At 46.2% G+C, this 12,362-nt stretch carries 13 protein-coding genes; 12 read left to right on the top strand and 1 reads right to left on the bottom strand.

Features of this window, described 5'->3' with window-relative positions:
* Positions 1–36: 36 nt before the first annotated feature.
* The 12 genes from mreB (at position 37) to E4U82_RS13250 (ending at position 11,633) form a co-directional block, all read left to right on the top strand.
* Positions 37–1,038, top strand: a complete 1,002-nt coding sequence (mreB, locus tag E4U82_RS13305; protein WP_135110661.1) for a rod shape-determining protein — start codon at positions 37–39, stop codon at positions 1,036–1,038.
* A gap of 83 nt (positions 1,039–1,121) precedes the next feature.
* Complete coding sequence (locus E4U82_RS13300; RefSeq protein ID WP_135110660.1) at positions 1,122–1,925, top strand: flagellar hook-basal body protein; 804 nt, start codon at positions 1,122–1,124, stop codon at positions 1,923–1,925.
* 10 nt (positions 1,926–1,935) lie between these two features.
* Complete coding sequence (locus tag E4U82_RS13295; protein ID WP_135110659.1) at positions 1,936–2,766, top strand: flagellar hook-basal body protein; 831 nt, start codon at positions 1,936–1,938, stop codon at positions 2,764–2,766.
* 213 nt (positions 2,767–2,979) lie between these two features.
* Positions 2,980–3,366, top strand: a complete 387-nt coding sequence (locus E4U82_RS13290) for a DNA-directed RNA polymerase subunit beta (RefSeq protein WP_135110658.1) — start codon at positions 2,980–2,982, stop codon at positions 3,364–3,366.
* Positions 3,367–3,663: 297 nt separating this feature from the next.
* Complete coding sequence (fabZ, locus tag E4U82_RS13285; protein WP_135110657.1) at positions 3,664–4,083, top strand: 3-hydroxyacyl-ACP dehydratase FabZ; 420 nt, start codon at positions 3,664–3,666, stop codon at positions 4,081–4,083.
* Positions 4,084–4,271: 188 nt separating this feature from the next.
* Positions 4,272–4,628 (top strand): hypothetical protein, encoded by a 357-nt coding sequence (locus tag E4U82_RS13280; RefSeq protein ID WP_135110656.1) that lies wholly within the window; start codon positions 4,272–4,274, stop codon positions 4,626–4,628.
* 272 nt (positions 4,629–4,900) lie between these two features.
* A complete protein-coding gene (locus tag E4U82_RS13275; protein WP_135110655.1) occupies positions 4,901–5,401 on the top strand; it encodes a competence protein ComK in 501 nt (166 codons plus the stop codon).
* 357 nt (positions 5,402–5,758) lie between these two features.
* On the top strand, positions 5,759–6,622 hold the full coding sequence (locus E4U82_RS13270) for a TetR/AcrR family transcriptional regulator (RefSeq protein ID WP_167751415.1): 864 nt from the start codon (positions 5,759–5,761) through the stop codon (positions 6,620–6,622).
* 23 nt (positions 6,623–6,645) lie between these two features.
* Positions 6,646–7,512 (top strand): efflux RND transporter periplasmic adaptor subunit, encoded by an 867-nt coding sequence (locus tag E4U82_RS13265; RefSeq protein WP_135110653.1) that lies wholly within the window; start codon positions 6,646–6,648, stop codon positions 7,510–7,512.
* The gene (locus E4U82_RS13260; protein WP_135110652.1) at positions 7,509–10,577 is read left to right on the top strand and encodes an efflux RND transporter permease subunit; all 3,069 of its coding nucleotides are present in this window, start codon (positions 7,509–7,511) and stop codon (positions 10,575–10,577) included. Before E4U82_RS13265 ends, E4U82_RS13260 begins: the two co-directional genes overlap by 4 nt.
* 205 nt (positions 10,578–10,782) lie before the next feature.
* The gene (locus E4U82_RS13255) at positions 10,783–11,085 is read left to right on the top strand and encodes a hypothetical protein (RefSeq protein ID WP_135110651.1); all 303 of its coding nucleotides are present in this window, start codon (positions 10,783–10,785) and stop codon (positions 11,083–11,085) included.
* Positions 11,086–11,312: 227 nt separating this feature from the next.
* On the top strand, positions 11,313–11,633 hold the full coding sequence (locus E4U82_RS13250; protein ID WP_135110650.1) for a hypothetical protein: 321 nt from the start codon (positions 11,313–11,315) through the stop codon (positions 11,631–11,633).
* A gap of 159 nt (positions 11,634–11,792) precedes the next feature.
* Here E4U82_RS13250 and E4U82_RS13245 read toward each other — a convergent pair whose 3' ends face one another.
* Entirely contained in the window at positions 11,793–12,221 is a 429-nt protein-coding gene (locus tag E4U82_RS13245; protein ID WP_135110649.1) for a DUF2935 domain-containing protein, read from the bottom strand.
* Between the last annotated feature and the right edge of the window lie 141 nt (positions 12,222–12,362).

Here is a 12,362-nt window from a genome sequence, read left to right as displayed (position 1 = left end):
GCGGGGAAGTATTTGATAGCAGGGAGGACCTAATGAATGTTTTCGAGAGATATCGGGATCGACCTTGGAACGGCTAACGTGTTGATCCATGTGAAAGGAAAAGGAATTGTTTTGAATGAACCGTCTGTTGTGGCGATTGATAAGAGTTCCGGCCGTGTGCTTGAGGTTGGGGAAGCTGCACGCCGCATGGTAGGGCGGACGCCGGGAAACATTGAAGCGATTCGCCCGTTGAAAGACGGTGTGATTGCGGATTTTGATATGACGGAAGCGATGCTGCGGCATTTTATTGAGAAAATAAATGTGAAGGGATTTCTATCTAAACCGAAAATGCTGATTTGCTGTCCGACAAACATTACGAAAGTCGAGCAAAAGGCGATTAAGGAAGCGGCTGAAAAATCTGGCGGTAAAAAGGTTTACTTGGAGGAAGAGCCGAAAGTGGCGGCAGTTGGGGCCGGTATGGAAATTTACCAGCCGAGCGGGAATATGGTCGTGGACATCGGTGGTGGTACAACGGATGTGGCGGTGCTATCGATGGGCAATATCGTGACAGCGCAATCCGTCAAAATGGCGGGGGATAAATTTGATGTGGAAATCTTGCAATACATCAAAAAAGAATACAAAATGCTGATCGGTGAACGGACGGCTGAAGCGATCAAGATTAATGTTGCGACAGTTTGGAAAGATTCGCGCCACGAGCAGATGGAAATTCGCGGGCGGGATATGGTGAGCGGTCTGCCAAGGACGATCACGGTTTACTCAGAAGAAATCGAAAAGGCACTGCAGGAGTCGGCTGCCATGATTGTTCAGGCTGCTAAACAGGTGCTGGAGCAAACGCCGCCAGAATTGTCAGCGGACATCATTGACCGCGGGGTGATTCTGACCGGTGGCGGCGCATTGACACACGGGATTGACCAGCTTCTGGCTGATGAGTTGAAAGTGCCGGTTCTCCTGTCTGAAGAGCCAATGGATTGTGTTGCTAAAGGGACGGGAATCATGCTGGAAAATATCGATAAAATCGAGCGGAAAAAGATCGTTTAACCAAAGCGGCTTGAGAAGCACCCCTGCCACAACACGTCGGGATTCCACGACTTTCCACCTATCGTATAAAGGAGCTGAATCAATTGTTGAGGGGATTTTACACAGCTGCCAGCGGAATGATTGCACAGCAGCGACAGCAGGAGGCTTTATCCAATAATATAACAAATGCGCAGACACCTGGTTACAAAGCAGACCAGCCTGCATTGCGCGCTTTTCCTGAACTGTTGATGGACCAAATGGGTAAAACCAATGTCCCGACTGAACGAGGATTGAATTTTCCAAGGCAGAATCCGATTGGTCCGCTGAACACGGGTGTGTATGTCCACGAAAACATCCCGGATTATGGCCAGGGTGACGTCCGGGAAACAGGCATCCCTACTGATATGGCGCTGGTTAACGGTGAGATGCCGGATGAGACGGGCGGTCTTTTCTTTGCTGTGCAAAATGCCGATGGTGAAGCGCGCTACACCCGGAATGGCAATTTCACCGTGGACGGACAGGGCTTCCTCACGACAACGCAGGGTTACTACGTGCTGGATGATGCAGGTGACCCGATTCAGACAGATGGCATGGAATTCACAGTCACTGAGGATGGTATTTTACAGATGTCAGGGAGAAATATTCCGCTCGGCATCGCATATACTGAAAATGTCAACCAATTTTCCAAGGAAGGAAATGGCCTGTACAACGGGGAAGCCGGACCAGTGCCCGTCGGAGTTACATTTACTGTCAGGCAGGGCGTCCTGGAACGGTCGAATACAGATGCAGCCCAGTCCATGACGCAAATGATGGAATCGTATCGGATGTTTGAAACGAACCAACGTGTGCTGAAGGCTTACGACGAAAGCATGGGCAAAGCCGTTAGTGAAATTGCCCGATTAGGCTAGGAGGGGTTGGATGTCACGAACAATGATTCAGGCGGCTGTAACGATGAACCAGCTGCAAAATAAATTGGATATTGTCGGCAATAACATGGCGAACAGCCAGACAACCGGGTACAAAACGCGGCAGGCGGATTTTTCCTCACTGCTGTTTCAGCAAATCGACAACATGACAGACCCTGCTAATGCTGAAGGGCGCCTGACCCCGGATGGTGTGCGGGTTGGCTCAGGTGCTAAGCTTGGATCGGTGAACGTTGATCTGAGGCCGGGTTCGATCCAGGAAACAGACCGTGCACTTGACACCGCCCTATTGGAAGAAAATCATCTGTTTGAAATTCAGGTAACCGAAAATGGGGTCACGGAACCACGGTATACACGAGACGGGTCCTTTTACATAACCCCTGTTAACGATGATCAGGATGTCATGCTCACGACGAAGGACGGTTACCCAGTGTTGGGAGAAGATGGACCAATCATCATAGCAGACGGTTTTGATGACATAACCATTCAGCCAAATGGACAAATTTCGGTTCAGCGTGGTAATGTAAATGAAAATGCTGGGAGTCTGGCAATCTCGGAAGCTATTCAGCCAGAATTGCTGGAAACAACCGGGGATAATGCATTCCGCCTCCCAGACCTGGAAGAGTTAGGATATGATATTGCCGATATCATACAGCCGGCTGAAGCTAATACGGATGCGTTGCAAAGTGGTGCGCTGGAACAATCGAATGTGGATCTTGCGCAGCAGATGACCGACATGATCAACACGCAGCGGTCATATCAGTTTAACGCCAGAACGATCTCCATGACAGACCAAATGATGGGGCTCGTCAATCAGCTGCGGTAGAGTGAAACGGCAGTCAGTGGGTGTTTTTTCCACGGATATTAGGGAATAAAGGCTAAGAACGCCACGAATATCGCCAATGCCTCCCGAGACCTGAACGACTCGGGACAGTTATCCGTCGTCGTTTGGCGGGAAACGGGTCTTTACAAATGGGTTCAGGCATTCATGAGCCATCAGGACTTCACAAGCAACAACAGATATAAGGAGAAACAAGCCATGCCAACACAACAGAAAGAAAAAGCGGTGACCGGACAGCACAGCCAAACGGAAGAGCAGGAACAAGAACTGCAGCAGGAAAAGAATTCGGACAAGGTGACCCGCAAAGAGCAAAAGCAGAAAAAGCAGCAGGAAACGTCAACGGACAAAACAACAAGGAAAGAACAAAAGAAAGACCGTAAACAGGAAAAGCGGAAAAGGAAAAAACCCCGCCGCCGTATTTTTCCAATCTGGCTACGGATTATTGTTGTTCTGGCTATTTCGGCAGTTGCACTGGCAGCAGGCTTGATGGTTGGTTATGGTGTCATGGGAGGCGGCAATCCAACAGATGCATTGAAATGGGAAACATGGCAGCATATTATCGATATCGTCGTGAAAAAAGAATAAATGCATGTCCACTGGCTACCGGGCATGTTTATTGTAGCGTCCAGAATTATACGTTATTCATTAAAGTGTGAGTGAATGCGAATCGCACAGCTTTTATTTTTTATGGCAGACATGGAACATGGGAACGTGAGCACGATCTTCAAGTCATGTACGGAACAAACCGCCATACAGTCATAATCCTCCAAACATGAGCGTGATAGCAAAAAAGCCACCATCACAGCTCTTCTTTTTAATCCCGATACCACCTGAATTTCTGTTATAATGAAAATCATATACATATCGTAAAGGAGCGATTGCATGGAGATCGACCAAATTAAACAAACCATCCCGCACCGCTACCCGTTTTTGTTAGTTGACAAAGTGACCGAACTAGAAGAAGGCAAGCGGGTTGCCGCACTGAAAAATGTGACCGCAAATGAGCCATTTTTCCAGGGGCATTTTCCTGACTATCCGGTCATGCCTGGTGTGCTGATCGTGGAAGCACTGGCCCAGACCGGTGCGATTGGTGTGCTTGGCATTGAAGAAAATCAGGGTAAAATCGGTTTTCTTGCAGGCCTTGACAAATGCCGATTCAAACGGCAGGTCAAACCAGGCGACCAACTGCAATTGGAAGTCGACATTCTTCGGATAAAAGGTCCCGTTGGCAAAGGGAAAGGTGTTGCAACAGTCGATGGGGAAATAGCCTGTGAAGCGGAAATCACCTTTGCCGTCAAATAATGCGTTATATCATTCTCCACCTAGGCGTGGGGAATTTTTTTGCCCTTTTGATTTTAATCAACCTTTCTCCAATTGAATTTGGACTTGATGCAAAGCTCCCTCCACCGTAACAATTTGTAAAAATAAGTATCACTTTTTATAAAATGGTTAAGCTATAGGCGAAAATGAACTGTAAAGGAGGGACATCTATGCAACGTAAATGGCTTATAAAAATTGGTGCACCGATTTTGGCATTGTCACTGGTGGCCGCTTGCGGAAATGACGACCAGAATGATCCTGTTGGTGATAATGAAGATGAGGCGCCATTGAATCAGGAGGAAGATAATCCTGATATGAATGGTGACAACCAGGATGATCCACAGCTTGATAATGATAATGACAATGGCACGAATGAGGATGGAACAGATACAAATCAGGATGGCAACAATGACAATGGTATGAACCAAGATGGAAACGGTAATAGCAATCAGAACGATAATAAAAACGGCATGGACGATAATAATAACAATAATGACAACAAGCTTGATGAAGATGACGACCGATAAAGTTTATGACATTTAAAATCCCCTTCTATTAAGGGGATTTTTTCAGTTCCTGTCCACGACCCCCCCTGAAAGAAGATTTTAAAGCTGAGTCTTCCTATCTTGTCGGATACGGACGCGCACACCCCCGCCCCCGATAGACATAAACTTTCCAATCGCATCCACTTTATTCCAAATTATTTTAAAATTGTCTGGTATATAATGCCTATTCGTAGTACAATAGTACCGGATCAAAAACGGAATTTTGACATAATTAAAATAGGGGGAGAATTAAAATGGAAGGACAATTTTCATCGCCAGTTTACATTATTGGCCGACAAACGAAAGCCATCATGACGAAAGAGTCCGCTTATTACCGCTCGCGCATTATAGAAGTGTCCAGGGAACGGCATTCCGTGCACAGTCCCGAACGAATTATTGATCACACATGTCTGTTATACGGTTCAACCATGGAAGGCCGGCGTAAATCAATGAAAGATTTGCTGAAATTGAACAGCAAAATACCGGTGCCCGCTATCCCTGATAAAGGCGTCTATATGCTGCCGACCTCGTCTATCAAAAACAAAGACAATGTATGGCTTTCCTTTTATCACATTGAACATTTTGAACAGCGTGATGACAAGACATATATTACGTTTCATGATGGAACCGGGTTGTTCATTAATACGTCCGAGAACGCGTTTGACATGCAATATAAACGGACAAGCCAAATCATTGCCAAGCTGAACCGGCCGCGCATTTTTGGGGGTCGGCCGTTCATGTGGCGCCAATTTTAGGATTATGGTGAACCCCCTCTCCATTTCGAATGGGGAGAGGGGTTACCGGAATCTTTATATAAGTTAAACCATCTTTAGGAGGGCAAAAGAAAAACTGGAACGGCTTCTTAACGACATAACATATGGGCACCAGACATACCTTCGTGGAGAGAGGGATTGTCTGTTCTATAAAACGAGAAGCTCGTTATCTTAATGACGATGGAGTTTACACGAGATCGTTTTATCATATCGTCTATTAATTTTACTTGCTTTCACAGGTGTACAGATGTAGAATTGAAAAATGACTGACTGGTTAGTCCAGTTTTCGGGCTGGTAAAGCCACCTGTCAATTTAATGAACATGAAACCGGGTGTTTACATGAAAGAGAAAAAAATAAAATTAATCGAAACCGGGATGAAATTGTTTGCCGAAAAAGGCTATCATATGACCTCGGTTGAAGCAATTGCGGAGGGTGCGGGCGTTTCCAAAGGTGCGTTCTATTTGCATTTTCAATCTAAGAAAGACTTTATCGTGACGGCATTTCGTCATTATCACCAAGAAATCACGGCCCGGGTCGAAAGCGTCCAAAAACAAAACCTGGCACCACGTGACAGCTTTGCGAAACAAATTGAAGTGGTCACAAAATATATTTATCGGTATAAGGATTTTCTCATGATGCACCTCTATCAAAATATTTCAATCGGGGAAAATACCGATGTATTCATGAAACAAATGAACGCAGAAAATTTTCACTGGTTGCGGCAAAATTTGAATCGTATTTATGGTGATAAGATGGCGCCTTATTATCCGGATATGATCATCCAGCTGGAAGGTTTGATAAGCGGTTATTTTAAATGGATTATTATAGACGACATTCATATTGAACGAAACCAATTAGGCCCTTATATCGTAAGAAGAATGGATGACATTGTCAGTGGGTTGCTTGAACGGGAAGAGACACCACTGGTTACGCCTGATGATATCCCTGAACCGTATCGTGAAGAGGTTCCCGTATCAACTATATTAACAGCCATGAAAGATAAAATCGATACACTGGGGCTGACTCCGGAAAAGGTACGTGAACTGGAAGACGTGATTGGAATCATGTTCACCGAAACGGGAAAGGATCATCCGCAAAAGCCAGTGATTCAAGGGCTCCTGGTCCATTTTCAGCGAATCCCGGAATTTGAACAGGAATGTCAGGAGATGGCACGCCTTTTACATATTCAGTTGCTTGATTAAAACAAAGAAGAGGAGTTACACCTATGCGAAAATTTGTGGTAGTGGCAATGGCAATGATGCTGATTGGCATTCTTGCTGCATGCAGTCAGAACGATGAAGACAATGAAGAACAGGAGGAGCAGGTTACATCAGTTGAAACGGCTGAAGCGACAACCGGTGATTTAGTCGTCGAAAAATCATTATACGGGCGAACAGAGCCGGGCAGCACCACGCCGGTCATGGTTCAGTCTCCAGGAGAAGTTGCTGCGCTTGAAGTGGAAAACGGCGATATGGTTGAAGAGGATGACCATTTGACAACCGTTAAGACGTCTGCTGGCAATCAAACCATTTACGCTTCGGCAGATGGTGAAATTGCACAATTGACAACAGAAGAGGGTGGAATGGCTTCCAGTGAAGAGCCGCTTATGGTCATCGCTGATTTTGACACGATGACTGTCAATTTAACCGTTGCCGCAGAAACTCTTGATCTTTTGGAAACAGGGGACACGTACCCGGTTATGATTGATGATGAGGAATATGAAGCGGAAATGACATCTGTCAGCTCGATGCCTGATGATACAGGGCTTTACCCGATCGAAGCTGAAGTCAGTAATGAAGATGACAACATTCTGCCCGGTGTGGTCGCCGCTGTGAATGTCCCGGAGAAACGTGTGGAGGATACGATTCTTTTGCCGACAGAAGCGGTTGTCACTGAAGGTGGCGAAACCTTTGTTTATGCAGTAGAAGACAATCAAGCCGTGAAAAAGACCGTGACCATCCAGGAAACCCAGTCTGACGAAACAGCTGTCAAAGGTGATGTCAAAGAAGGCGATCAGGTGGTTATCAATGGCTTATTGACCCTGTCGGATGGCATGGAAGTTAACGTCACCGAAGAGGGGGATCATTCTTGAAGCTCGTCAATACATCCGTTAAACGGCCTGTCGGTGTCATCATGATCGTCTTGGCGATTATCGCCCTCGGGACGGTGTCACTGCGCAATCTGAACGTCGATCTTTTTCCCAAAATTGATTTACCGATTGCAGTTGTCGCAACATCGTATCAGGATGCTGCACCACAGGAAGTCGAAAATTTAATCAGCCGTCCAATCGAATCTTCAGTCAGTTCGGTGGAAGGCATTCAAACTGTACAGTCCCAATCCCAGGCTGGCTCATCACTTGTTCTCATGATGTTCAATAATGGCACAGATCTTGACCAGGCCTTGCTCAATGTGCGTGAAAGTGTTGATCAGGTGAAAGGTGCTCTGCCGGATGGGGCCGGCGATCCAAATATTATGCGGTTCAGCCCTGATCAGCTGCCTGTTATGTGGGTCGGTTTGACCGGCGACAAAGCGGCTCAACTCACAGAAGTTGCTGATGATCAGATTGTGCCGTATTTTGAGCGCCAGAGCGGTGTCGCTTCTGTCACTGTGGAGGGTGCAAAAGAACGGGAGATTCAGATTGTCCTCGACAAGGCGAAAATGCAACAGTATGGTGTGACGGCGCAAACTATCACACAATCCTTGAACAGTTCCAACCAATCGGCATCAGTTGGTACTGTTGAAAAAGGCAACAAGGATCTGCAACTAAGGGTGACCGGTGAATTTGAGTCGATAGACGATATTAAACAAACTCTCGTTCAAACCGAGTCAGATGGCACTGTTCATGTTGATGAACTTGGTGAGGTGAACGATACGCACAAGGAATCGTCAGGTGAAACACTAGTGAATGGCGAATCCGCCGTCGTCCTGTCCATCATGAAAAAAACCGATGCCAATACGGTTGAGGTGGCGGACAACATCAATGAAAGTATGGCAGACATTGAAGAAGAACTGCCTGCAGATGTCCAATCGGATGTGATCATTGACACGTCTGAATACATTAAAATGTCGATCAGTTCAGTTGTGCAAAACATCCTGATAGGCGGCATCATTTCGTTCCTGATTCTGCTACTGTTCCTGAAAAGTATTCGGGCAACGATTGTCATTGGGCTGTCGATTCCAATCGCTATTATTTCCACGTTCACCCTGATGTATTTTACCGGGGAAACACTGAACGTGCTGAGCTTGGGCGGACTGGCGCTTGGCCTTGGTATGATGGTCGACAGTTCCATTGTCATACTCGAACATATTTATACGTACCGGCAGCGTGGTTACTCACTGGTGCAATCGGCGATTAAAGGGGCCTCTGAACTGGCACCCGCCGTCATTGCATCCACGACAACGACATTGGTGGTTTTTCTGCCGATGGTCTTTGTGGACGGCATCGCATCTGATATGTTCACACCATTGGCCCTGGCTGTTTCATTCTCACTGATCGCATCACTCATTGCAGCGGTGACACTGGTACCGATGCTATCATCTAAACTGCTTGCCAAAGCTACTCAGGAAAGTGGGCGGCGTTATTGGTTCAACCGCCTTCTGGACCGTGTCAACAATGGGTATCGCGCTGTTTTGAAATGGGTTCTCGGCCACCGGAAAACGACCGTCTTTGGAACGATTGCCATTATTGCTGGAAGTCTGGCACTTATTCCGATGATCGGTGCATCATTTATCCCGTCATCTGACCAGGGACAACTCCAAGTAACGGTGGAAACCGAGCCGGGAAGTTCACTGGCACATACACAGGAAGTAACCGAACAAGTCAGTGAAAAATTAGAGGCGTATGATGATGTGATGGAAATGAACTATTTGAATGTCGGTGGCGGCGGTGCCGGTATGGGCATGGGTTCATCAGGCAACCAGGCGACATATATGCTGGAGTTGATTCCTGCATCTGAACGTTCTGTTAGCACAAATGACGTGGTGAAAGATATCAGTGACGACATGGCATCTGTTGCGGGTGCGGAAATATCCGTGATGGCAACAGACAGTGCCACAGGAACCGGCGACCCAATCCAAATCAGTCTTAAAGGGCCTGAACATGATGTGCTCCGTGAGTTAGCGGGCGAGGTAACAGGGGCCATTTCTGAAGTTAAGGGCGTCCATAATGCGACGTCATCAGCCGAAGAAGGCGTCCCGCAGATGAGTATCGAAGTCGACTCGGAAAAAGCTGCGATGTACGGACTGACTGAGCAGCAAATTACCAATCAAATCCAGCTCCAGTTTACGGGCCAGACGGCAGCACAGTATCGTGAAGAAGGCGATGAAATGGATGTGACACTGATGTATCCGGAAGATGAACGGAGTACCATCAGTGATGTGGAAGGGATGACCATCCAGTCAGAGAGTGGCGCAGCGGTTCCTCTAGAGTCACTCGTAACATTGGAACAGATTCAAGGTCCCGTCACTCTGCAGCGAGAAAACCAGCAGCCGCAAGTGAACGTGACATCTGAAATTATCGACCGTGACCTTGGGAGCATTATGGGGGACGTCGAACAACGGCTGGAGCAGTTGAACATGCCTGAAGGATATTCATATGAAATTGGCGGTCAGGCACAGGACATGACTGATTCATTTACGGATCTGTCCATCGCCCTGGTTTTCTCGATATTTCTGGTGTATGTCGTAATGGCTATCCAGTTTGAAAACTTCCTGTTCCCGTTCATTATTATGTTTTCACTTCCGGCTACGATTGTCGGTGTGCTGTTCGGACTGTTTGTCACCGGTCTGCCACTAAGCATCCCGGCATTTATCGGCATTATTATGCTCGCCGGTATTGTCGTCAACAACTCGATTGTACTCGTCGACTACATCAATATTGTCCGACGAAATGGCAAAGCTCGCTACGAGGCCATACTGGAAGCAGGCCCAAGCCGTCTGCGTCCAATCCTGATGACAACATTGACAACGATTCTGGCCATGGTGCCGCTCGGTCTCGCATTAGGGGAAGGCGCCGAAATGCAGCAGCCACTAGCCGTGACGATTATATTCGGCCTGACCATCTCAAGTATCTTTACGTTATTGCTGATCCCGGTCGTGTACACGCTTTTCGATGATCTGGCAGCAAAATTTAAGCGCCGAAAAAAGACGGAATCATGATTGAATGAAAGCTCCCTGCCGCGGCAGGGAGCTTTTTATGGTAGGGCAGGGGCGAGTGGTGCCGGCAAACGAGCGAGCAGCGCCCGAAATCGAGCGAGTACCGCCCACGCGACCAACACATTTTTTAAAATTATCCAGCTCTGAATAGTTTCTGCTCCCGAAAATATGCTATGCTAATAAGAGCAATAGTGAATGGAGGCATCATATGTCGTTGTCCAGGATTATGAAGTGGGTAACTGGCGGATGTGAGGCGTTTCTTGGTATTCCGATTATCGGTGGGTCGTTTATCCTTAGTACAACGTGGGGAGCCCTGTTCGTCATGTTCATCCTGCATACCGTCACACTGTTTATCGCACGCAATGAAAAAGGAAGTATAGCAGGAAGCGCACTCGGTATGGTCACCTCGTTTATCGGTGTTATTCCAGTCATCGGTATGATCATGCATATCATAACCGCTATTATATTAATCATTGATGGCGCTACAAGAGATCATGTATCACAGACGTAGAAGCCACCCCGATTCAATGGTGTCCCTACGAGTATCAATCATGCACACCATTGCGGCAATCGGGTATTAATAGATACTCAAGTCAATAAATGATAATGGTATTTCTTTTTCTTTTTATTTCCAGAGTAATATAAAAAATATGTCAATTTATGTAGACAGAGGAAAAGAGTAATGGTACTATATACCTATATTTCATGTAAATAATTTTTTTGATAGGAGGTGTTCATATGTCGCCATCACGAATTTTGAAATGGGTAACTGGTGGATTTGAAGCATTTCTGGGAATACCGGTCATTGGAGGAGCATTCATCGTAGGTCTTTATTGGTCACCACTTGTAATCATGTTAATTTTACATATTATTACGCTTGTAATGACTAAAAGGGATGAGGGTGCAACAACAGGAAGTATTTTGGGTATCGTAACGTCCTGTATTGGATGGATTCCATTTGTAGGTATGATTATGCATATTCTTTCAGCAATATTCTTAATGCTCAATGCTGCGCAAAAGGATCGGAATGTCGAAGAAGCCAGCGGAACCATCGCTTAATAGTGTTTGAATAATTTAACGATCACAATTTGCAAAAGACTTGTTACTTTTTTGAGTATACAAGTCTTTTTGTAACACCTGGCTTATCTTCTAATCCCCCTACAATCGTGCAACAACCGCTTGTCCATTGCAAAAATTCTCCTCAATAGCTATTCAAACTCAAGTCTGCTCGTACAAAATCGTTTGAGCAATGCCGATAAAGTATTCTGACTCATCAACAATATGGTCAATCACAACTTTTGCCGTTTGATTGTCTGAAACAGCAGAACTATCATTTTTGACCTGCCTGCAAAATTGAATGAAAGCCACCGATTCCTGGAGACAGAATGAGACGAGCTCGAGCACTTGCTTATGCAGCGCCGGCGAAATGGTGTTATGGCTTCTAATGACCGACTCGATAAACCGTCTGACGTGCTGATGTGACGCCTCAAGTTCAACCTTCCAGCGTTTCAGCGCAGCAACATACGTTTCTTCCAAATTGGTGACTAATTCACGCATGACCACTGTGTGCTCAGCTTCCTGCTGCTTCCAAAATTCCGTTTCATCCAGTACCCTGAGCGGCATTTGATTTCCGTAATAGAATTGCATGATCCAGCCTCCTGATATCAAAACTTTTGTCCAATAATATTTATGCCATTTACCGGGGGGTTATGATGTCGTCATTTAGCACGGTGGCTAATGGTTCGGCAGCTGATTAAGCTGCTCATGATGAATTGTGATTTATTCATA

The organism is Lentibacillus salicampi (genome assembly GCF_004565465.1).
In the GTDB taxonomy this organism is placed as follows: domain Bacteria; phylum Bacillota; class Bacilli; order Bacillales; family Amphibacillaceae; genus Lentibacillus; species Lentibacillus salicampi.
Note: the sequence above shows the minus strand (reverse complement) of the source record. Positions and strands in the feature narration are given on the sequence as shown.